Annotated in this window: 19 protein-coding genes; 8 read left to right on the top strand and 11 right to left on the bottom strand. The window is 58.6% G+C overall.

What is annotated here, in order from left to right; all coding sequences use genetic code 11:
- The first annotated feature begins 154 nt into the window (after nucleotides 1-154).
- The 6 genes from ACVLVH_RS22835 to ACVLVH_RS22810 all read left to right on the top strand — a co-directional run bounded on the left by ACVLVH_RS22835 (nucleotide 155) and on the right by ACVLVH_RS22810 (nucleotide 6,885).
- The gene (locus ACVLVH_RS22835; RefSeq protein WP_192415466.1) at nucleotides 155-1,750 is read left to right on the top strand and encodes an ABC transporter substrate-binding protein; all 1,596 of its coding nucleotides are present in this window, start codon (nucleotides 155-157) and stop codon (nucleotides 1,748-1,750) included.
- Nucleotides 1,750-2,760: an ABC transporter permease gene (locus ACVLVH_RS22830; RefSeq protein WP_498950161.1), complete on the top strand. Its 1,011-nt coding sequence runs from the start codon at nucleotides 1,750-1,752 to the stop codon at nucleotides 2,758-2,760. Before ACVLVH_RS22835 ends, ACVLVH_RS22830 begins: the two co-directional genes overlap by 1 nt.
- Nucleotides 2,757-3,656, top strand: a complete 900-nt coding sequence (locus tag ACVLVH_RS22825) for an ABC transporter permease (RefSeq protein WP_312464093.1) — start codon at nucleotides 2,757-2,759, stop codon at nucleotides 3,654-3,656. The genes ACVLVH_RS22830 and ACVLVH_RS22825 overlap by 4 nt, the downstream gene beginning before the upstream one ends.
- Nucleotides 3,657-4,484 carry an ABC transporter ATP-binding protein gene (locus ACVLVH_RS22820; RefSeq protein ID WP_498950159.1) on the top strand — a complete coding sequence of 276 codons (828 nt, stop codon included), beginning with the start codon at nucleotides 3,657-3,659 and terminating at the stop codon, nucleotides 4,482-4,484.
- A gap of 137 nt (nucleotides 4,485-4,621) precedes the next feature.
- Nucleotides 4,622-5,362: an ABC transporter ATP-binding protein gene (locus ACVLVH_RS22815; protein ID WP_498950157.1), complete on the top strand. Its 741-nt coding sequence runs from the start codon at nucleotides 4,622-4,624 to the stop codon at nucleotides 5,360-5,362.
- Nucleotides 5,359-6,885, top strand: coding sequence for a serine hydrolase domain-containing protein (locus ACVLVH_RS22810; protein WP_498950155.1), 1,527 nt, complete (start codon nucleotides 5,359-5,361; stop codon nucleotides 6,883-6,885). Before ACVLVH_RS22815 ends, ACVLVH_RS22810 begins: the two co-directional genes overlap by 4 nt.
- A 111-nt stretch (nucleotides 6,886-6,996) precedes the next feature.
- Here ACVLVH_RS22810 and ACVLVH_RS22805 read toward each other — a convergent pair whose 3' ends face one another.
- The 11 genes from ACVLVH_RS22805 to mntP form a co-directional block, all read right to left on the bottom strand.
- Entirely contained in the window at nucleotides 6,997-7,833 is an 837-nt protein-coding gene (locus ACVLVH_RS22805) for a fumarylacetoacetate hydrolase family protein (protein ID WP_192415461.1), read from the bottom strand.
- A 77-nt stretch (nucleotides 7,834-7,910) separates the two neighbouring features.
- Nucleotides 7,911-8,732: a M55 family metallopeptidase gene (locus ACVLVH_RS22800; RefSeq protein WP_222235034.1), complete on the bottom strand. Its 822-nt coding sequence runs from the start codon at nucleotides 8,730-8,732 to the stop codon at nucleotides 7,911-7,913.
- Nucleotides 8,732-9,772: a DmpA family aminopeptidase gene (locus ACVLVH_RS22795; protein WP_498950152.1), complete on the bottom strand. Its 1,041-nt coding sequence runs from the start codon at nucleotides 9,770-9,772 to the stop codon at nucleotides 8,732-8,734. Before ACVLVH_RS22795 ends, ACVLVH_RS22800 begins: the two co-directional genes overlap by 1 nt.
- Nucleotides 9,773-9,774: 2 nt before the next feature.
- Nucleotides 9,775-10,659: an ABC transporter permease subunit gene (locus ACVLVH_RS22790; protein ID WP_280172194.1), complete on the bottom strand. Its 885-nt coding sequence runs from the start codon at nucleotides 10,657-10,659 to the stop codon at nucleotides 9,775-9,777.
- The gene (locus tag ACVLVH_RS22785) at nucleotides 10,659-11,588 is read right to left on the bottom strand and encodes an ABC transporter permease (RefSeq protein ID WP_008106670.1); all 930 of its coding nucleotides are present in this window, start codon (nucleotides 11,586-11,588) and stop codon (nucleotides 10,659-10,661) included. The genes ACVLVH_RS22790 and ACVLVH_RS22785 overlap by 1 nt, the downstream gene beginning before the upstream one ends.
- A gap of 245 nt (nucleotides 11,589-11,833) precedes the next feature.
- On the bottom strand, nucleotides 11,834-13,375 hold the full coding sequence (locus ACVLVH_RS22780) for a glutathione ABC transporter substrate-binding protein (RefSeq protein WP_101762769.1): 1,542 nt from the start codon (nucleotides 13,373-13,375) through the stop codon (nucleotides 11,834-11,836).
- Between the two features lie 21 nt (nucleotides 13,376-13,396).
- Nucleotides 13,397-15,259 (bottom strand): ABC transporter ATP-binding protein, encoded by a 1,863-nt coding sequence (locus tag ACVLVH_RS22775; protein ID WP_498950148.1) that lies wholly within the window; start codon nucleotides 15,257-15,259, stop codon nucleotides 13,397-13,399.
- Nucleotides 15,260-15,277: 18 nt separating this feature from the next.
- Entirely contained in the window at nucleotides 15,278-16,243 is a 966-nt protein-coding gene (gene dgcA, locus ACVLVH_RS22770) for an N-acetyl-D-Glu racemase DgcA (protein WP_192415457.1), read from the bottom strand.
- A 1-nt stretch (nucleotide 16,244) separates the two neighbouring features.
- Nucleotides 16,245-17,252: an N-acetyltransferase DgcN gene (dgcN, locus tag ACVLVH_RS22765; protein ID WP_101762772.1), complete on the bottom strand. Its 1,008-nt coding sequence runs from the start codon at nucleotides 17,250-17,252 to the stop codon at nucleotides 16,245-16,247.
- Between the two features lie 249 nt (nucleotides 17,253-17,501).
- Nucleotides 17,502-17,579 carry a stress response protein AzuC gene (gene azuC, locus ACVLVH_RS22760; protein ID WP_141400269.1) on the bottom strand — a complete coding sequence of 26 codons (78 nt, stop codon included), beginning with the start codon at nucleotides 17,577-17,579 and terminating at the stop codon, nucleotides 17,502-17,504.
- 152 nt (nucleotides 17,580-17,731) lie between these two features.
- A complete protein-coding gene (mntP, locus tag ACVLVH_RS22755) occupies nucleotides 17,732-18,304 on the bottom strand; it encodes a manganese efflux pump MntP (RefSeq protein WP_101762773.1) in 573 nt (190 codons plus the stop codon).
- A gap of 284 nt (nucleotides 18,305-18,588) precedes the next feature.
- Between mntP and ACVLVH_RS22750 the strand changes: the two genes are divergently transcribed.
- Complete coding sequence (locus ACVLVH_RS22750; protein ID WP_498950146.1) at nucleotides 18,589-18,828, top strand: DUF1158 domain-containing protein; 240 nt, start codon at nucleotides 18,589-18,591, stop codon at nucleotides 18,826-18,828.
- A 535-nt stretch (nucleotides 18,829-19,363) separates the two neighbouring features.
- The gene (gene mqo / locus ACVLVH_RS22745; protein WP_498950144.1) at nucleotides 19,364-20,974 is read left to right on the top strand and encodes a malate dehydrogenase (quinone); all 1,611 of its coding nucleotides are present in this window, start codon (nucleotides 19,364-19,366) and stop codon (nucleotides 20,972-20,974) included.
- The last annotated feature ends 59 nt before the right edge of the window (nucleotides 20,975-21,033 follow it).

Below are 21,033 nucleotides of genomic sequence, written 5' to 3'. Positions count from 1 at the left end.
GGCGGAGCAAATTGCACCATAAAAGGGCAAAACCACACGCGTGAAACAAAGGACGTAGAACCGGTATTAATCCTCCGGTGGGTGCCTAAAGTCAAGACAAAAAACAATCAAACGGCAATTTTTTATTTTAATTATCAATAAGTTGGGAGTTTACATGGTTACCAGAAGACGTTTTCTTGCAGGATGCACTGCTGTACCTGTTGTTTCCTACCTCAGCCTGAATGCTTCCTTTGCCGCGACGCCGCCGACCATGCTGGTGATCGCGATGCAGCTCGATAACATCACCAGCCTCGATCCACACGAAAGCTTCGAAGCCACCGGCGGCCAGATCTGCGGCAACCTCTATCAACGTCTAGTCACGCCCGATCCTAAGCAAGCCGATAAAGTGATTGGTCAACTGGCGCAAAGCTGGGACGTCAGCAGCGATAACGGCACTTACACGTTCCATCTCGATCCGGCGGCCAAATTCGCCGATGGTTCGCCGCTTACCGCAGAAGACGTGGCATTCTCGATTGAGCGTATCGTCAAGCTGGATAAGAGCCCGGCCTTTATTATCAACCAGTTCGGCTTTACCAAAGACAACGTTACGCAGCGGGTCACCGCGAAAGATGCGCACACCGTGGAGATGAAACTCGGCGCGCCGGCGGCCGAAACCTTCCTGCTCTACTGCTTGTCCGCCACCGTCGGCAGCATCGTGTCGAAGAAAGCCTGTCTGGCGAACCAGCAGAACAATGACTTCGGTAACGGCTGGCTGAAACAGCACAGCGCCGGTTCCGGTGCCTTTACCCTGCGCACCTGGAATGCCAGCGAAACGGTGATTCTGGAGATTAGCCCGCAATATAAAGGCGCCAGCAAAACCAAACGCGTGATCCTTAAACACATCGCCGACCCAGCCGCGCAGGCGCTGATGCTGAAAAAAGGCGATGTTGATGCCGCGTATGACCTCACCACCGAACAGCTGCTGCAGGTGAAAAACGACAGCAGCGTGTCGCTGGTGAATCAGTCGCTGTCGGCCATCATGCTGATGTCGTGCAACACCAATAATCCGTATCTGAAAAAACCGCAGGTGTGGCAGGCGCTGAAGTGGGCGCTGGATTACGACAGCATTCAGAAAAACATTCTGTCGATGAGTTTTGTTACCCATCAAAGCTTCCTGCCGAGCGGCTTCCCGGCGGCGCTGGACGATACGCCATTCCACAAAGATCTGGCGAAAGCCAAAGCGCTGCTGGCCGAAGCGGGATATCCGGACGGTTTCGAAATCACCCTCGATCACTACTCCATGCAACCCTATCCGGACATCGCGCAGGCGATTCAGACGCAATTGGGCGCGATTGGCATCAAAATGTCCCTTATCGCCGCCGAAAACCGCCAGGTGCTGACCAAGATGCGTGCGCGTCAGCATCAGCTGGCATTGACGGTTTGGGGCGCCGATTACTTTGATCCCAACTCCAACACCGAAGCCTTCTGCGTTAACACCGACAACAGCGATAACGCGCGTGCGCGAACGCTGGCGTGGCGCTGCAGCTGGTCAGACGATGAATTTAACAAACTCACCGAGCAGGCGCTGCATGAGCCGGATCCGACGAAGCGCATCGCGCTCTATCAGCAGATTCAGCAGTTAGGCCGCGAGAAGAGTCCGTTTATTTTCATGATGCAGAAGACCAAAAACGTGGCCACCAGCAAAGCACTGAGTGATGTCCACATGACCGTGCTGGAGCAGTGGCCGTATGCGCAGGTGAAAAAAGCCTGATGCCGTTACTGAAGAGAATCGTCAGCACCCTGGGAAGCCTGGTGCTGACGCTGTTTGGTCTGTCGGTGTTGACCTTTTTCATTGGCCGCGTCATGCCCACCGATCCGGTGCTGGCGGCGGTCGGTGATAACGCACCGCAATCGGTCGTCGAGCGCGTGCGTGCGGAAATGGGGCTGGATCAGCCCCTTTACGTGCAGTTTGGTCACTACATCAATCAACTGCTGCATGGCGATCTCGGTAAATCGATTCTCACCTCGAATCCGGTGATTACCGACATCGCCCGCTTCTTCCCCGCCACCATGGAACTGGCAACGGCGGCCATCATCATCGCGGCGCTGATCGGCATTCCGCTGGGCGTGTGGGCGGCGGTACGACAACGTTCGTGGGTCGACCAAACCATTCGCGTGATCTGTCTCGCAGGCCATTCGCTGCCGGTGTTCGTGCTGGCGCTGCTGAGCCTGCTGGTGTTCTACGCGGTGCTCGGCATTGCGCCCGGCCCCGGGCGTCAGGACATCATCTGGCAGGATATGGTGCCGCAGGTCACCGGCTTCCTCACCATCGATTCGCTGCTGGCAGGGGAAACCGACGCCTTCTGGGATGCGCTGGCCCACATGGCGCAGCCGTTGCTGATTCTGGCTTACTTCAGCATGGCCTACATCACGCGTATGACGCGCACCTTTATGCTTAACGCGCTGAGTGGCGAGTTCGTGATCACCGCGCGCGCCAAAGGTTTGTCGTCACGGCGGGTGATTTGGCGGCATGCGTTTCCCACCGTGGCGGTTCAGCTGGTAACGGTGCTGGCGCTGACTTACGCCGGATTGCTGGAGGGCGCGGTGGTGACGGAAAACGTCTTCGCCTGGCCCGGCATCGGCCAATATCTCACCACATCGCTGATGAACGCCGACATGAACCCGGTGATCGGCGCCACCTTGCTGGTCGGCACCGTGTATGTGCTGCTCAATCAGCTGGCTGACCTTCTCTATCGACTTTGGGACCCGCGCGTAAAATGATCTTCTTCTCACGAGAATGGCTGCTCGACGACACGCCAGCCAATCGTCGCCAGGCGGTGTGGGGCCGGCGTTATCGCTTGTGGCTCAGCCTGCGCAGTAATCCCCTGGCGATGGCCGGACTGCTGGTGGTGGCGGTGATGCTGCTGCTGGCGCTGTTTGCGCCGTGGCTGACGCCGTTCGATCCCGGCATGCAGCATCTGGAAAACCGTCTGGCGGCCCCTTCTGCCGCGCACTGGCTCGGCACTGATGAACTGGGTCGCGATGTCTGGACGCGCATTATCTACGGCGGCCGCACCACACTCGGCATGGTGATCGCCGTGGTGCTGCTTACCGCGCCGCTCGGCCTGCTGATTGGCTGCATCGCCGGTTATGCCGGCGGTTTCATCGATAAAGCGCTGATGCGTTTGACCGACATCTTCCTCGCCTTCCCACGGCTGATTCTGGCGCTGGCGTTTGTCGCGGCGCTGAAACCTGGCGTGGAGAGCGCGATTCTGGCGATTGCCCTGACATCGTGGCCGCCGTATGCGCGTCTGGCGCGGGCCGAAACCCTGCAGTTCCGCCACAGCGACTTTATCGCCGCCAGCCGTCTGACCGGCGCTTCGCCGCTGCGCATTATTTTGCGCCACATTATGCCGCTGTGCGTGCCGAGCCTGATTGTGCGCGTCACGCTAGACATGAGCTCCATCATCATTACCGCCGCCAGCCTCGGTTTTCTCGGCATGGGCGCGCAGCCGCCGTCACCGGAATGGGGCACGATGATCGCCACCGCGCGTCGTTTCCTGTTCAGCGAATGGTGGGTGCCATTGATGCCGTGTATCGCGATTTTCCTGACGTCATTGGCGTTTAACTTTCTCGGCGACGGTCTGCGTGACGTGCTGGATCCCAAGGAGCGCTAAATGTTGGTGGAAATCGAGAACCTGCGCGTTGCCTTCCGCTCGCGCAGCGAAACCGTTGAAGCCGTGCGCGGCGTCAGTTTTAGCGTGGGCCGCGAGAAGTTTGCCATTGTCGGCGAAAGCGGTTCCGGCAAGTCGCTGACCGCGCGCAGCCTGATGCAGTTATTGCCGGGCAATGCGGAAGTCAGCGCCGACGTGCTGCGCTTCGACGGTATCGATCTGCGCGGTGCCAGCGAGAAAGTGCTGCGTAAAATTCGCGGCAAGCGCGTCGGTTTTATCCTGCAGGACCCGAAATATTCACTCAATCCGGTGATGACCATCGGCCAGCAGATTGCCGAAGCCTGGCGCGAGCACAAAGGCGGCAGCCATAAAGCAGCGATGCAGGCGGCGATTGATCTGCTGGAGCAGGTGAAGATTCGCGATCCCGCAGCCGTGGCGAAACGCTATCCGCATGAAGTCTCGGGCGGCATGGGCCAGCGCGTGATGATTGCCATGATGCTGGCGCCCGATCCGGAGCTGTTAATCGCCGATGAACCCACCAGCGCGCTGGATGCCACGGTGCAGGCGGAGATCCTCAAGCTGATTGACGAGCTGGTATCGGCGCGCGGCATGGGGCTGATTCTGATTAGCCACGATTTGCCGCTGGTGTCGCACTTCTGCGATCGCGTGGCGGTGATGTACGCCGGCCGCATCGTTGAGCTGCTCGATGCCGGGCAGCTGCAGCAGGCGCAGCATCCCTATACGCGCGGTTTGCTGGCGTGTTTGCCGTCGTTGCGCCATCCGCGCGAGCGTTTACCCGTATTGCAGCGCGATGCCGCGTGGCGCAACTAACGCAGTTTCAAGCCGCTCCGTATGCGTAGCGGCGCGATTCATCGCGCATTTTGATGTTGGCACCGTGCTCATCCGGGCATTGCGCAATAAATTGCGCCGCTACGGAATGGTGCGTGAAAAATGAAAACAGGCTTCCCATGATTCAAATCGATAACCTGCGCATCAACTTCGGTGCGCACACGGCGGTAAAAGACGTCAGTTTCTCGGTCGGTAACGGCGAAAGCTTTGGCCTGGTCGGTGAAAGCGGCTCGGGCAAATCCACCATCCTGCGCGCGCTCGCCGGACTGAATGCCGACTGGCAAGGCAGCATGCTGTTTGGTGGCATGCAGCTCAGCGCCAAACGCAGCCGCGCCTTCTATCGTCAGGTGCAGATGGTATTTCAGGATCCGTTTGGTTCGCTGCACCCGCGCCAGACCATCGATCGCATCCTGCACGAACCGCTGCTGGTGCATCAGCTTGATCGCGCCGAACAGCGCATTAGCCAGACGTTAAGCGAAGTGGGGTTGCCCGCGTCGGTGCGTTTCCGCTATCCGCATCAGCTGTCGGGCGGCCAGCGTCAGCGCGTGGCGATTGCGCGCGCGCTGATCGCCGAACCGGAAGTGCTGCTGCTGGATGAGCCGACCTCGGCGCTGGATGTGTCGGTGCAGGCCGAAATACTCAATTTACTCAGCGATCTCCGCAGCGAGCGCAAACTCACCTACATTATGGTGACGCATAACCTCGCGGTGGTAACGCATCTGTGTCAGCGCATTGGCGTGATGCAGAATGGCGAGATGGTGGAACAGCTGAGCGCCGACGATCTGCGCGCGCGGCGCATCCAGCATCCACATACCGCCCAACTTTTCGATCTCAGCATGACGCTGGAGGAACCGGCATGACCGCTTACTGGCAACGCGCCGCGGATGTCGCACAACAGATCACTGAAAGCTGGCAACAGCCAGGCGCGCCGGGCGGTGCGATGATCCTGTTTGATGCGCACCAGATTCACTCAACGCACTGCGCCGGATTGGCTGATTTGGCGCAGCAAACGCCGTTCAGCGCCGACAGCGTGGTACGTTTCGCCTCCATCACCAAACATCTGTTTGCTGCGCTGGTGACCGGGCCGGGCCGCCGCTATCTCAAGCTCGACGATCCGCTGGTGCAGCATCTGCCGCAGCTGCGCGGCGCCAACGGCCAGATCACCGTCGGCCAGGCGCTGGATATGAGCAGCGGTTTGCCGGACGTGCGCGAAACCTTATCGCTGCTGGGATTGTCGGTGTACAACGCCACCCGCGCCGACGACCTGCTGGATTTTGTCGCGCGCGAAGGCGATCTCAACTACGCGCCCGGCAGCGAAATCTCCTACACCAATACCGGTTATCGGCTGGTTGAAGAGGCGCTGAAAGCCAAAGGCGTGTTATTCAATGACCTGCTGCAGCAGTACATCTGCGATCCGCTGGATATCAACCTGATTGCGCCGGAAAGCTGGTTCGATATTGTGCCCGGTTTAGTGCCCGGCTACTGGCAAAACGGCGCGCAGTGGCAGCTCTCCAGCGCCGGTTTGCATCTCTCGGCATCGGGCAGCGTCACCGGCAGCCTGAATCATCTGACGCGCTGGCTGCAAAGCCTGCTGGCCGATAGCGGGCCGGGTGCGGGCGTGCTGCAGCGCCTGAGCGCGCCGCGTCATCTCAACGATGGCCGCACCAGCGGATACGGTTTGGGCATCACCAGCTCGACGCTTGGCAGCCAGACGCTGTTCGGTCACGGCGGTTCGCATGCCGGTTATAAGAGCTATTTCCTGCTGCATCCGGAGCTGAAAATCGGCGTGGCGCTGGTCGCCAACCGCGAAGATGTCACCACCTCAGAAAGCGTGCTGCGCGTGATGGCGGCGCTGCTCAATCGTGCGTTACCGGAGAAAGGACACGATTTAACGCCCGGACTTTACGTGGCGGAAGACGCCGCCGACTGGCTGGAAATCAAAGGCGTGACCGCCACCTGGCTCGGCGCAGGCGATACCTTGTGGCGTGACGATGTGCACGGCACGGCGGTGTCGCTCTCCAGCACTTTCCCGATGCAACTACGCCATGCTGGCGCGGCGATTGTGGGAGAGATTGGTCATGCCGCCCGACGTTTTGTGCCGGTGCAGGCCGATCAGGCCAGCCTCGATCATCTGCAGGGCCGCTGGTTCGCGCCGCAGTGGCGCAGCGAGTTGGTGATTGAGGGCGACAGCTTAATCATGGGCATCGGCCCGGCGGCGATTCGTGCGCGTTTGCAGTCGCTGGGCAACGATCGCCTATTAGCCACCGCGCAGGATGGACCGTGGGAGAAGCGCTTCGCGATTGCGCGCGAAGGCGACACGCTGCGGCTGCTGTTGAATCGTAGCCGCGTGGTGCGCTTTTTACAGACAGCACGCCCTAAATAATTCGAGTTGCAGCAAGGCGGCAAGTGGGTGAATCCCCAGGAGCTTACATCAGTAAGTGACTGGGGTGAGCACACGTAGCCAACGCAGCGGCGGCTCGAAGTATGACGGGCGCTAAGCCACGTAATGATGTAAACGACCGATTTTCTCGATTTCGACTTCAATCTCATCGCCGGGGAACATAAACAGCGGTGGCGTGCGTTTTTTACCGACGCCGCCCGGTGAACCGGTGATGATCACATCGCCTGGCGACAGCGGGCTGAACGCGGAGATGTACTCAATGATCTTCGCCACCGGATGCACCATGCTGGCGGTGGTGTCGTTCTGCACTTCGCGCTGATTGAGCCAGGTTTTGATCGCCAGCTGCTGCGGATCGGGGATCTCGTCAGCGGTGGTCATCCACGGTCCGAAACCGCCGGTCTGCTGCCAGTTTTTCCCGGCGGTGAACCAGGTAAACTGCATGTCGCGCACCGTGGCATCCATAAAGCAGCTGTAGCCCGCAACGTGCTGCAACGCATCGGCGGCTTTCACCTGATAGGCCGCTTGGCCGATGATCACCGCCAGTTCACCTTCGTAATCAAATTCCTGCGTGGTGATGGGTTTCAGCAGCGGCTGCTGGTGCGCCGCCAGCGAATCCGCGAAACGCACAAATAGCGTCGGCGCTTCAATCGTCTCGGCAAACTCTTTGCGTTTGTCGGCGTAGTTCATGCCAACGCAGAACACTTTGCCAGGATTTTCCACCACCGGCAGGAAGCGAATGGCGCTAAACGGGTGATCAATCGGCTGGGACTCATAGGCGTCGAGATCGCTTAACGCGCCGCGTTGCAGCAAGGTTTTCAGGTCCGGGCAGTCAGCGCCGAGACGCAAGCCGATATCAATCACGCCCTCTTGCTGCACAATACCGTAACTTTTTCTTTGCTGTTCAATAAGATAAAAACTGCAGAGCTGCATGACTGCCTCGTTGTTATATATAAATTGCGCGCAGGTTAGCAAAATTCAGCAGGAAATGCGGACCGACCTGATGAAAATCACGACTGCGTGGTCGCCAGATAGGAGAAGGCGCTCAGCAGGCTAATCAACGTGTTCATGTCATCCGCGCGATAGCCTACGGTGACCGCGTCAATGCGCGTCACGCCGGGGATCAGGCTGAACAGATCCGCCAGCACCGGTTTGCTGGCTTGCAGCTGCATCTCATAGGGCGCGCTCAGGCGCGTGGTGCTGACCTGGCGTTTGCGTTGCACGGCGGCCGTCGCTGCAGCGCGAATGGCATTTTGCGCTGCCTGCGGGCTAATGGATTCGGCGCAGGTGTGCGAGATGGCGCGTTTCACGCAGACGTAATCCACCGAGGGATAATGCTCGGCAATCCAGCCTTTAAGCTGATCGTCACCGCTCACCAGCCACAGCGGCGTGCCCTGTTCAGCAGCGGCTGCGGCGTAGATGTCGCTTTCGCCCATCACCTTGCCGTTGATGTGAATGCGCCAGAACGCACGGCCGTTAATGGTGTGCGCCAGCACGCCCGGTTCACCCGCCGCGCTGTGATAGCCGATAAAGAACAGGCCATCAAACGGCTGCTGCTCAATGCCTTCTACCATCGATAAGCCGCGCGGTTTGCCCTGCACCATGCGCGCGCGGGGATCGATATTTTCCGCACGCAGGTTGGTCATCTGCGCGTGGCTGTCGGCCACCACCACTTCCGTTGCGCCGCCAGCAAAGGCGCCATCGATTGCGGCGTTAACTTCCTGTTCCATCAGTCCACGCGCCAGTTGGTATTCGGCGTGGCCGGGTGAACACTGTTCCGGCCGCATCACGCCGGCGATGCCTTCGATATCGGCTGAGATAAAGATTTTCATCAAATTAATTTATCCAATACTTCCGTTAACGACGGCCGATGATGGCCACGAAAACCGGTGACAGATTCGGCGCTGAGTAAGGCATCCAGCACAGCGTGTTCGGTGGCATCGGCGGCGGCGGCGAGCAGCGGTTCCAGCGTGGACTCTTCTGGCGGTTGCGGCTGCGACTGGGTGGAAAACGCCAGCGCGATATCGCCCGAACCGTGGCCCCAATAACTGCCTAGTCGTCCCAAACCGGCACCGGCGCGTTTGGCGACGCGCTTCAGCTGACGTGCATCGAGCGGCGCATCGGTCGCCATAATAATGATGATGGAACCGGCATCGCGCTGCGGCGTCAGTTCCGGCAGCAGCGGCGCGATCATCTCACCCAGGCGTACGCCATCCAGCGTCAGCGCGGTTAACGCGCCAAAGTTCGCCAGCACCAGCACGCCCAGCGTGGCGTTGAGCGACGGAATACTGCGCGATGCCGTGCCAATGCCGCCTTTCAAACTGAAACAGCTCATGCCGCGCCCGGCACCGACGCTGCCGCGCTCGAAATCTGCCGTGGCGTCATAGAGTGCCTGCTGCGCCATCGCTTCGGTGATCGCCAGCGCCTGAATATCGTTAAGCCAGCCGTCATTGCACTCCAGCGCCAGCGGATTGACCGTGGGCAAGCTGCGGCCCAACTCGCGGTTGCGGCTGATGGCATCGCGCACCAGCGTAGTAAACAGCGTGCCAACCGCCAGCGTGTTGCTCAGTAGAATCGGCGTTTGCAGCACGCCTAACTCTTCAATCTGCACCAGGCCAACCGGCTTGGCGAAACCGTTAAACACCGCCGCCGCACAAGGTAGCGGCTGGGTAAACAGATTGTCGCCCGGCGGCACAATCGCGGTAACGCCGGTTTGTCGCTCGCCGTCGGCTAGCGTGTAGTGACCGACGCGCACGCCGGGCACATCGCTGATGCGATTGGTTGGCCCGCTGGCGCTGCGCGGTTGTCCCAGCTGACGCTCGTTGCGCCAGCGTTGCAGCAGCAGGTCGCGCTGCAGTTGTTGAAAGTCCATGCTTAGCTCTTCAGTTTAGGATCGAGCGTGTCGCGCAGCGCATCACCCAGCAGGTTAAACGCCAGCACGGTAATAAATATCGCCAGACCCGGAAACACGCTAACGTGCCACAAGCCCGCCATCATCATGCTGCGGCTCATCGCCAGAATATTGCCCCACTCCGGCACATCGGGTTCCGGGCCGAGACCGATAAAACTCAGCCCGGCGGCGGTCAGAATACTGGTGCCGATACGCATCGTGAAATAGACAATCACGTTTGACAGCGTGCCCGGCAGAATATGGCGCAGCAGAATCACGCGATCCGGCGCACCGGCGCAGCGCACCGCTTCAACGTACGCCGCCTGTTTCAGCGACAGCGTAGAAGCACGCACGATACGGGCAAATACCGGCACGCTGAAGATCGCCACCGCGATGATGACGTTGTTGAGTCCCGGACCGAGAATCGCTACCACCGCAATCGCCAGCAGCATACCGGGAAAGGCGAACAGCACGTCGGAGCCACGCATAATCAGCATATCGATCCAGCGTCCGTAATAGCCCGCCAGCAGGCCCAGCAGCACGCCGACCACCATGCCGAGCGTCACCGACAGCACGCCAACGTACAGTGAGATACGCGCGCCGAAAATGATGCGGCTGAACAGATCGCGGCCGAGTTCGTCGGTGCCCATCCAGTGCGTGCTGGACGGCGGCGATGACAGCGCCATCCAGTCCGGCGCCATCGGATCCCATGGCGCCAGCCAGGGTGCGAAAATAGCCACCAGCACCAGCAGCAGCACAAAGCCACCGGAGACCAGCGCCAGCGGATTACGCACCAGCGCGTGCAGGAAATCACGCCACGGCGAACGGATCGCCTCCTGCGCTTGGGCAGGCAGAGATTGCAGACTCATCAGGGCTCCTGTCGCAGGCGAATTGCTGGGTTGACCACGGCATACAGCAGATCGACCAGCAGGTTAATGACGATAAATTCAAACACGAACAGCATGACTAATGCCTGGATCACCGGTTGATCCTGCGCCTTGATCGACTCGATCAACAGCCAGCCCAGTCCCGGCCAGTTGAACACGCTTTCGACCACAATCGATCCGCCGAGTAAGAAACCGAACTGCAAACCGAGCATGGTGATCACCGGGATCAACGCATTGCGCATCACGTGTTTCCACGTTACCAGCCGATTGCGCAGCCCTTTGGCTTTGGCGGTACGCACGTAATCTTCCTGCGCCACTTCAAGAAACGCCGAACGGGTGAAGCGCGCCATTACCGCTGCCACCGAGGAACCGAGCGTGATCGCGGGTAATACGATGTCGCTGGGCTGGTTGAAGCCGCTGACGGAGAACAGGCCAAACGGCATGGCGACGAACTGGATCAGCAGCAGACCGAGCCAGAAAGTGGGCATGGAGATGCCGCCGACGGCGACGCTCATTAAGGTCCAGTCCTGCCATTTACCGCGTTTCAGTGCGGCAAATACGCCGAGGAATAAGCCCAGAATCACCGACCAGGCAAACCCGGCCAGCGCCAGCCACAGCGTCGGCATAAAGCCCTGTTTGATCACGTCCAGCACCGGCTGTTGGGTGCGATAAGTGACGCCCAGATCGCCACGCAGCAGGCCGCCGATCCAGTTGATATATTGCTGCGGCAGCGGATCGTTAAGTCCGAGATGCTGACGCGCTGCTTCCACCGCGGCCAAAGGCGCATCCGGCCCGGCGTAGATACGCGCCGGATCGCCAGGCAGCAGTTTGATGAAGCCGAAGACCAGCAGCGAGACCACCAGCAATACGGGGATCATCTCCAGCAGTCGGCGAATGATGTATGCGAACATGCGGTTCCTTTATTTTTTGGGATGGTGCTGGTTGCTCCCAGATGGTGCTGGCTGCCCCCCATCCCGGCCTTCCCCCGCTTGCGGGGGAAGGAGATGCTGCCACATGCCAGTGATGAAGCTGCATGTGGCAGCATCTTCCTCCCCCATTTATGGGGGAGGACCGAGGAGGGGGACAGCGAGCACATTCGTGGGGTGCAGCAAGCACATTCGTAGGGGGACAGCGAGCCCCCAACCCCACCCAACCTTTACTTAAACGTCGCCTGATTAAACAGGAAGTTACCATCCGGCAGCATCGACACACCGCTCAGCGTGCTGCGTTTGCCGACCAGATTGTCTGGCGTGCCGAGGAACGCTACCGGTGCCTCTTTCCACAACACTTTCTGCGCCTCGGCGTAGGCTTCGCCACGCTTGGCCGGGTCGGCGGTGGCTAAGCCACCGGCAATCGCTTTGTCGGCTTCGGCGTTGCTGAAGTACGAAACGTTATACGAGGTCGGCACCCAGGATTCGGTGGCGTAGAGTGGACGCAAGGCCCAATCGGCATCACCGGTTGAGGTCGACCAGCCGCCGTAGTAGAGATCAAATTCCGCCTGTTTCGGGTCCTTCACGCCCCACAGTTTGGCGTTGCGCGTGCCGGAATCCATCGGCGTGACCGTGGCACGAATGCCCACCGTTGCCAGCTGCGCTTTTAACACCTGCGCGGCACGCACGCTGGCGGTGGCGTTGGTGACCCACAGTTTGAGATCGAGGCCATTCGGATAACCGGCGGCCTTCAGCAGCGCTTTGGCTTCATCTGGCGCATAGCGATAGTTAGGCGCGCTCTGCTTCTGGTAGAACTGCACGCCTTCCGGAATCGCCGAACTGGCCGGTTTACCCATGCCGGCAAACGCCACTTTCAGCCACAGATCGCGGTCAATGGCGTAGTTGATCGCCTGCCGCACGCGCACATCATTCAGCGGTTTGTGCTGAGTGTTGATCGCCATGTAATAGAGATAAATGCTCGGATCGCGCTGCACCGCCAGTTTGCTGTCGCTCTGCACGGTGGCGATCAGATCGGATGGCAGCGGCCAGATCGCATCCACCTGGCCCGACTTCAGCGCCGCAACGCGCGTGGCATCTTCCGGGCTGGGCGAGAAGATCACGTTATCCACTTTCGGCCAGCCTTTTTGCCAGTAGCCGTCGTATTTCGCCAGCGTCACCGCTTTGCCCGGCTGCCACGTTACAAACTTGAACGGGCCGGTGCCGACCGGATGCAGACGCAGCTGCGCTTCTTCCGGATACTGCTTGAGAATCGCCGGGCTCCACATCACCGCCGACGGATGCGCCAGCGTGTTAATGAAGGCACCAAACGATTGGTTCAGATCGATTTTCACCTGATCCGGCGCCAGCACCGTTACCTTGGCAATCATCTTGTAAAGGCTGTTGCGCTTGAGGCCTTTGCTCTGGTCGGCAAGGCGATCGAGGTTGGCTTTCACCGCTTCAGCATCAAACGGCGTGCCGTCCTGGAAGGTCACGTCTTTACGCAGAGTCAGGGTAAATTCGGTGGCGCTGTCGTTGCTGGTGTAGCTGGTGGCGAGCCACGGCTGCAGCTTCATCTTTGCATCGAACTGGAACAGACGCTCGAAGATGCCGCTCTGCACCGAGTAGCTGACGTTATCGGAGGTATCGTGCGGATCGAGGCCGGTGATGTCGGCATACATCGAAATGCGCAGATCCTGCGCCTGAGCGGCGGCGGCCAGCGAGAGGGTCAATCCCAGCGCAAGCGCAGTACGGCGAAAAATCGGGTTCATGAAATCTCCTGGTATTGAGGGTTAGCGCGAAACAAAATCAGCGACCCAGTGTTGCGGGGCAACCTGGCGATAACGCGGTTTAATGACCGTTTCTCCCACCTTGCGTAGCGGCGAAGGAATTTCGCCCTCTTCGAAAGTGCGGGGTTGCCGGTTCTGGGGATCGGCCACCGGCACCGAGGCCAGCAGACGTTGGGTATAAGGATGTTGTGGCTGGTTGAACACCGATTGGCGCGGGCCCAGCTCAACAATCTGGCCGAGATACATCACCGCCACGCGGTTAGCGATACGTTCCACCACCGCCATGTCGTGCGAGATAAAAATCCACGCCACGCCGGTTTGCTGTTGCAGATCCATCATCAGGTTCACCACCTGCGCCTGAATTGAGACGTCCAGCGCCGAGACGGCTTCGTCGGCGATGATCACTTTGGGTTTCAACGCCATGGCGCGCGCAATCGCAATACGCTGGCGCTGGCCGCCGGAAAATTCGTGCGGATAGCGCCGCGCATGTTCCGGCAATAAGCCCACGCTTTTCAGCAACGCATCAACCTGCGGCGACGCTTCTTCCAGCGATTTCACCCTGCCGTGCAGCAGCAGCGGTTCGGCAATGGTGAAGCCGACAGTGATACGTGGATTGAGCGAGGCGTAAGGATCCTGAAACACCATCTGGATTTCACGGCGCAGCGGCTGGAACTGCGCTTCTTTCAGGTTGGCGATTTCATTGCCCTGGAAATGGATGCTGTCGGCGTCGCTGTTAATCAGCCGCATCAGCGCCCGGCCGGTGGTGGATTTGCCGCAGCCGCTTTCGCCGACAATCGCCAGGGTTTCACCCGGCCACAGGCTGAAGTCGATCTGCTCCACCGCGTGCACCTGATGGGTGAGCGCCGAGAAAATCCCGCTGCGAATCGGGTAGTACACTTTCAGGCCACGCACATCCAGCAGCGGCGTTTCGTCATAGCGCGCGGTGCGCTGCTCGCTGTTATCGCTAGCATTGCTGCCCAACAGCGGAAAACGCTGCGGCCATGCGTGCTCACGCATATCGCCAAGTTTCGGCACCGCCGCCAGTAACGCTTTGGTGTAAGGATGCTGCGGCGCGTTGAAGATTTCAGTTACCGTGCCCTGTTCAACCACTTCGCCGCGCAGCATCACCACCACGCGATCGGCGATTTCTGCCACCACGCCCATGTCGTGGGTGATGAACAGCACCGCCATCTGCTTCTCGCGTTGCAGGTCGCGCAGGATGTGCAGAATGCGCGCCTGCACCGTGACATCCAGCGCGGTGGTCGGCTCATCGGCGATCAGCAGTTGCGGATCGCAGGCCAGCGCCTGCGCAATCATCACGCGCTGGCGCATGCCGCCCGACAGCGAATGCGGATAGCTTTTCATCACGCGATCCACATCGGCGATGCGCACCTGGCGCAGTAATTCACGTGCGCGCGCGTCGGCCTGACTTTTGTCGCAAATCTGATGGTCACGTAGCGCTTCAGTCAGCTGATCGCCGACGCGCAGCACCGGGTTGAGCGAGGTCATCGGCTCCTGAAATATCATCGCCATTTCGCGGCCACGCAAAGCACGGCGCTGGGTTTCATTCAGCGTGGCAAGCTGATGCGCGTGGCCCTGACGATCGCGGAACTGCATGCTGCCGCGATCGATACGCCCGGATGCGGCTAGCAAGCCCATCACCGCCAGCGAGGTGACCGATTTACCCGAGCCACTTTCGCCCACCACGGCGACAATTTCGCCCTGATGAATGTTAAAACTGATGCCCTTCAGCGCCTGATTTTCGCCGCTGCGGCCGCGAAAACTGACGCTGAGATCCTGAATCGCGAGCACCGGTTCTGAACCGGCAACGCTGGCGGCGTTGGGTGTAAGTAAAGTGTCCGTCATCGTTGCTCCGCATGCGGGTTACAGCCAGATTTGGCCTTGAGCGTAAGAAAGGAAGGGCGAGCTATCGGCGGCCAGCCAAATGGGGCCATCGAGATCGACATGTTCAGCGGCAATCGTCACCGGCAGCGCCGCTTCCATCGCCAGTGAAGAACCGAGCATGCAGCCGACCATCAACCGCATATCGTGCTTCTGCGCCTCCTCCACCATCGCCAGCGCTTCGGTCAAACCGCCGCACTTATCCAGCTTGATATTGATCATCTCGTAGCGATTGCGCAGCGGCGCGATGTCCTCGCGGGTGTGGCAGCTCTCGTCGGCACACACCGGAATCGGGTGCGTGAAGCGCTGCAACGCCTGATCCTGACCCGCCGGCAGCGGCTGCTCGACCATCGCGATGTTAAAACTCGCCAGCGCGTTGAACAGGCTGGGCAAATCCACGCCCGACCAGGCTTCATTGGCATCAATGATTAAGATGGCGCGCGGCGCGGCCTGACGAATCGCGGCGACTTTCTCCAGAATGTCGTCGCGATTAAGTTTGATTTTCAGCAGGATGGCGCCGCGTGATACCGCATCGGCAGCGGCGGCGGCCATGTTTTCGATGGAGTCGAGGCTGAGGGTTTCGGCGGTGATCACCGATGGCGGCTGACGACGCTCGCACTGTTGCCACAGCGTGTGCTTCGCCAGCGCGGCATCGAGACGCCACAGCGCACAGTCCAGCGCATTACGCGCTGAACCGGCTGATAAACGGCTTTGCAGATCGAGGCGGCTCAGGCCCGCTTCCATGGCAGCGCGCAGCGCTTCCAGTTCGGCGTTGACGCTTTCTGGCGTTTCATCGTAGCGCGGCGTTGGCGTACATTCGCCGCGGCCAATAAAGCCGTTCTGCTCCAGCGTCACGCGAATCACCGTGACTGCGGTGCGCGTACCGCGTGAGATGGCGAACGGACGCGCCAGCGGCAGCTCCAGCACTTCAATCTGCATGCGCCGCATGTTAGCCACGCTCCTGCAGCAGCGCGGCGATATCCGCAATGCCAAAACGCACCGGATCGGTAGCAGGCACGCCGAATTCGGCGCTGATCTCTGCACAATAGGCGCGCGCTTCGTCTTCGCTGTAGTTCGAGGTGTTGATGGCGAAACCGGCCAGCTGAACCGCGTCGCTGGTGACGTGCGCTGCGCGCAGGTTGGCTTCAACGCAATCTTTCAGGCTGACCATTGGCTGATGCGGCAGATGACGCATATGCGGACGCCCCATTTCATGGCACATCACCAGCCAGTGCGGCTGCGCACCGTGGATCAGGCCCATGCTGACGCCAGCATAGGAAGGATGGAACAGCGAACCCTGACCTTCAACGATATCCCAGTGATCGGCGTCATTGGCTGGCGACAGCGCTTCGACCGCGCCGGCGATGAAGTCGGCAATCACTGCATCAATCGCGATACCTTCGCCCGCGACCAAAATACCGGTCTGGCCGGTGGCGCGGAAATCGGCTTGCATGCCGCGTTCACGCATCGCGGCTTCCAGCGCCAGCGAGGTGTACATCTTGCCTACCGAGCAATCGGTGCCGACAGTAAGTACACGCTTACCTGTGCGCTTTTTACCGCTGCCGACCTCCAGTTTTGGGCGCATGTGGCGCAGGTCGAACAGTTCAACGCCGAACTCTTTGGCCAACGCCACCAGCTCCGGCTCATCCACCAGACGATGGTGCAAACCGCTGGCCACGTTCATCCCGGCAGAGATGGCGCTTTTGACCGTGTCGAGCCAATGCGTGGGCAAGTAACCGCCAGCATTGGCGGTGCCGAGCACCAGCGTTTTGGCACCGCGCGCTTTGGCAGCGGCGATGTCGAGGACGTCGAGGCCAAGCGTGACGGTGCAGCCCGGCAGTTTGATTTCGCCAACGCACTGCTCTGGACGCCAGACGTGAATGCCGCGTGCGGTTTTAGCGGCCAGTGGATCGGTTACATCGCCGAGGAAGAGTAAATAAGGTTGTGGGATCAGCATGATGTTTCTCGTTTCAGACGGTTTATAGGGCCTGAATTGACTATTTCACGCAGAAGATGGGGTGACGAATGCTTGTTTAGTAGCGGGGTATAACGTGCGGCTATAGCCAGATCGAAATCTAATGGCTGAGGAGTTTTATCAGCGAGTTAGGGGAAAAATGGGGAGATTAGCGGCTGGATAGATAAGAAAATCGTTGATAACCACAGGTCGATCCCTGACCGCGATTATCGAGGGTATTTGACGGAATGCTTAGTTTAAAGCACCCGGCGGTACGTGTTTGAAAGTCTCGACATAAGAACGGAACACGTAGCGGAAAAAGCGTTTCATAAAGCACCTGGTTCAAAAATTGTTGAAGAAATACGCAAAAAGTATAGCCGCTGAGCGTTTTTACCGCAATTATTTTTGAAGTAGATCACAGAATTGGGGGTTGGTGCGGGTGTTAAGAAGAGGTCGCCATGAATGGCACAACGACAACGTGGTTAGTTAAACCAGCCTAAATGCTCGCTTAAAATGGTGCAGCCAATGCTGATCAGCACTACTCCGCCCAACACTTCCGCCCATTTGCCCATCACCGGGCCGATAAAGCGTCCAACCAATACGCCGGTGGTTGCCATGATAGTGGTCGCCGCGCCGATGGTGACGGCGGTCATGATGATATTCACCTGCAGGAACGCCAGGCCAACACCGACGGCCAGCGCATCAAGACTGGTGGCGACGGCGGTTAACGCCAGCACCATAAAACCATGACGCTGCGGCGCTTCGCACGGCTCGTCAGCGGTTTGACGAAAACCTTCCATCATCATACGGCCGCCCAGCACGGTTAACAGCACGAATGCCACCCAATGATCCCACGCCATGATGTAGCGGCTGGCCGCGAGGCCAATTGCCCAGCCAATCAGCGGCGTCAACATTTCGATAACGCCGAAAATCAGGCCGGTTCGCAGTGCCTCTTTGAAACCTGGGCGATGCAGCGACGCGCCTTTGCCCAGTGCTGCGGCGAAAGCGTCCATCGACATGCCAAAGGCCAAAATCAGGGTTGCGATAAATGTCATGGGTTTTCAATCAATGCCGCGGAACCGGCGCTAAAGCCGCTACTTCTCCGCATTTATTGTTCAGTAATGAAAAAGTGCGCGCAGTCTAACACGCAAAAACGGCAAAAAAAAGACAGTAAAATCAGGGATTTAAGTATAGCAAAGGCTATAACTCTTAACTTCCGCTATTTTTGACGCTAAGTGAATGGAATAGAAGAAATTTCTGAGCGCGAGCCGGCGCGGGGATTGCACCGTAGCGCGGTTTTATGCGCTAATGCCCGCGCTAACTGATTTGGACAATGACCATGAATAACCCATTCGAAACGCTGATCATCCCAGGCGGCATTCTGCTGCTAGGCTTTCTTTCCGCCCTGCTGCTGCCCGCGCCTTCATTTGGTATTGAGCTGGCAAAACAATTGCAGGTAACCCTGCATCTGATGGATGTTAATCAGTTGTATACCATCGTCTTTAGTTTGTGGTTTTTGCTGCTGGGCGCGATCGAGTTTTTCGTCATTCGCTTCCTGTGGCGCCGCCGATCGCGCTGATCATTTTTCCGGCAAGGTGATGCATTTTTCTTCTGGCAGCTTTACGCGGCCATACCTCAATTCATCACCACAAAAATGTAACATTACTTTTACACGGCATGGCGAAATATCGCGCAACATAAAATCCGCATAAATAATCAATTTAGTTAAAACATATATTTTTCAACACATTAAAATGTGATGCATATCACCCGCCGTTTTCACCCCCGTCAAAACCCCTCACAATAGCGTAACAACTGCATTACGCTAACCGTCTGATTAAGAGATAAAAATCCCTTATGACCGCGAGGTTGAGCTGATTAATTCTTATGCTGAATCATTTCCGCCTTTAAAAAATAAACAAACGTTTAATTCCGATACGAGAATGTTATATTCGGATGCATATGCATAACGTGCAGTTAACCGTTATCGTCCCCGTGACTTATACCTGAGTCTTAACCTTTGAGAGATAGCGCCACGCGCTCGAAAGAAGCGCGGCTATTTCGCCTGCGAACCTGTTGAGCTTCAGGTCAACAGAGAGAGGAGATGTCGCCTCATGAGTACTACTGCGGTAAATCTGGCGCTCGCCGCCGCTTCAATGGAAAGTGCAAACCTTCAGGAACGAAAAGACGTCGACGTACTGCTGATTGGCGCAGGCGTGATGAGTGCGACTTTGGGCGCATGGCTGCAAGATCTCGAGCCTGACTGGTCGATTGAGATGGTTGAACGTCTTGATGATGTGGCCGTTGAATCCTCTAATGGCTGGAACAACGCCGGAACCGGTCACGCCGCGCTGGCGGAGCTCAACTATACGCCGCAGAAGGCGGATGGCAGCATCGACATCGCCAAAGCGGTCGCAATTAACGAATCGTTCCAGATTTCGCGTCAGTTCTGGGCGTATCACGTGCAGAAAGGCAACCTGCGCAATCCCAAAAGTTTTATCAACAGTACGCCGCACATGAGTTTCGTCTGGGGCGACGATAACGTTGAATTCCTGCGTAAGCGTTTCAATGCGCTGCAGAAAAGCACGCTGTTCCGCGGCATGAATTACTCTGAAGATCGCGATCAAATCACGGAGTGGATTCCGCTGGTGATGAACGGCCGCGACAGCAAACAGAAAGTGGCGGCGACCTGGACCGAAATGGGTACCGACGTGAACTTCGGTGAAGTAACGCGTCAGCTGATTGCCTCTTTAGAGAAGAAAGCCAATTTCCGCCTGCGTCTGCGCCAGGAAGTGCGTGATATCAAACGCCTGAGCGATGGTCGCTGGCAGGTCACGCTGCATAATCTGGCCAGCGGTGAAAATCGTGTGCTGACCACGCGCCAGCTGTTTATCGGTGCCGGCGGTGCGGCGTTGCCGCTGCTGCAGAAATCCGGCATTCCGGAAGTGAAAGGCTACGCCGGTTTCCCGGTGGGCGGTTCATTCCTGGTGACGGAAAATCCTGACGTGGTGAAACAGCATATGGCGAAGGTGTATGGCAAAGCCAGCGTCGGCGCACCGCCGATGTCGGTGCCGCACGTCGATACCCGCGTGCTGGATGGCAAACAGGTGCTGCTTTTTGGGCCGTTTGCTACCTTCTCAACCAAATTCCTCAAAGAGGGTTCGCTGCTGGATATGTTCGGCGCGATGAACACCAGCAACCTCAAGCCGATGGTGCAGGTTGGCCTGAAGAGCTTCGACCTGGTGAAATATCTGGTTGATCAGGTGTTGCAAAGCGACAGCGATCGTATGGAAGCGTTGCGCGCTTACGTGCCGCAGGCGAAGCATGAAGATTGGCGTTTAGTCACTGCCGGCCAGCGCGTGCAAATCATCAAGAATGATGCCGTTGAAGGTGGCGTGCTGCGTCTTGGTACTGAAGTGGTGACTTCGGAAGATGGCACCATTTCCGCCCTGCTGGGTGCCTCACCGGGCGCCTCCACCGCCGCACCGATTATGCTCGAGCTGATGGCGAAAGCCTTCCCGGAACAGATGCGTTCACCGGAGTGGCAGACCAAAATCCGCATGGTGATCCCATCGTGGGGCCGCAAGCTGAACGGCGACGTCGCACTGACCGAGAAAGTGCTGGCCGATACCAGCCGCGTGCTGCAACTCGACTACGAGCCGGTGATTACACCTGATGCCGCCAACGATGAAGCGCGCGAAACCGCGCACGTGGTGGGTAAGTAACAAGGTAGTATCAGAGGCTGGCAAGATGAGAGGCCGCGAAAGCGGCCTCTTTTTTATGC

Source organism: Kluyvera sp. 1366 (assembly GCF_054823405.1).
The sequence above is the reverse complement of the archived record's forward strand: the minus strand, read 5'-3'. Positions and strand labels throughout refer to the sequence as shown.

Excerpts from the sequence above, each read along its gene's own strand:
- ACVLVH_RS22805 (WP_192415461.1), bottom strand. The coding sequence starts at position 7,833 with ATGCAGCTCTGCAGTTTTTATCTTATTGAACAGCAAAGAAAAAGTTAC.
- ACVLVH_RS22815 (WP_498950157.1), top strand. The coding sequence starts at position 4,622 with ATGATTCAAATCGATAACCTGCGCATCAACTTCGGTGCGCACACGGCG.
- azuC (WP_141400269.1), bottom strand. The coding sequence starts at position 17,579 with ATGAAACGCTTTTTCCGCTACGTGTTCCGTTCTTATGTCGAGACTTTC.
- ACVLVH_RS22830 (WP_498950161.1), top strand. The coding sequence starts at position 1,750 with ATGCCGTTACTGAAGAGAATCGTCAGCACCCTGGGAAGCCTGGTGCTG.
- ACVLVH_RS22795 (WP_498950152.1), bottom strand. The coding sequence starts at position 9,772 with ATGGACTTTCAACAACTGCAGCGCGACCTGCTGCTGCAACGCTGGCGC.
- mqo (WP_498950144.1), top strand. The coding sequence starts at position 19,364 with ATGAGTACTACTGCGGTAAATCTGGCGCTCGCCGCCGCTTCAATGGAA.
- ACVLVH_RS22780 (WP_101762769.1), bottom strand. The coding sequence starts at position 13,375 with ATGAACCCGATTTTTCGCCGTACTGCGCTTGCGCTGGGATTGACCCTC.
- ACVLVH_RS22820 (WP_498950159.1), top strand. The coding sequence starts at position 3,657 with ATGTTGGTGGAAATCGAGAACCTGCGCGTTGCCTTCCGCTCGCGCAGC.
- ACVLVH_RS22750 (WP_498950146.1), top strand. The coding sequence starts at position 18,589 with ATGAATAACCCATTCGAAACGCTGATCATCCCAGGCGGCATTCTGCTG.
- ACVLVH_RS22810 (WP_498950155.1), top strand. The coding sequence starts at position 5,359 with ATGACCGCTTACTGGCAACGCGCCGCGGATGTCGCACAACAGATCACT.
- ACVLVH_RS22835 (WP_192415466.1), top strand. The coding sequence starts at position 155 with ATGGTTACCAGAAGACGTTTTCTTGCAGGATGCACTGCTGTACCTGTT.
- dgcN (WP_101762772.1), bottom strand. The coding sequence starts at position 17,252 with ATGCTGATCCCACAACCTTATTTACTCTTCCTCGGCGATGTAACCGAT.
- ACVLVH_RS22800 (WP_222235034.1), bottom strand. The coding sequence starts at position 8,732 with ATGAAAATCTTTATCTCAGCCGATATCGAAGGCATCGCCGGCGTGATG.
- ACVLVH_RS22790 (WP_280172194.1), bottom strand. The coding sequence starts at position 10,659 with ATGAGTCTGCAATCTCTGCCTGCCCAAGCGCAGGAGGCGATCCGTTCG.
- ACVLVH_RS22825 (WP_312464093.1), top strand. The coding sequence starts at position 2,757 with ATGATCTTCTTCTCACGAGAATGGCTGCTCGACGACACGCCAGCCAAT.
- ACVLVH_RS22775 (WP_498950148.1), bottom strand. The coding sequence starts at position 15,259 with ATGACGGACACTTTACTTACACCCAACGCCGCCAGCGTTGCCGGTTCA.
- ACVLVH_RS22785 (WP_008106670.1), bottom strand. The coding sequence starts at position 11,588 with ATGTTCGCATACATCATTCGCCGACTGCTGGAGATGATCCCCGTATTG.
- dgcA (WP_192415457.1), bottom strand. The coding sequence starts at position 16,243 with ATGCGGCGCATGCAGATTGAAGTGCTGGAGCTGCCGCTGGCGCGTCCG.
- mntP (WP_101762773.1), bottom strand. The coding sequence starts at position 18,304 with ATGACATTTATCGCAACCCTGATTTTGGCCTTTGGCATGTCGATGGAC.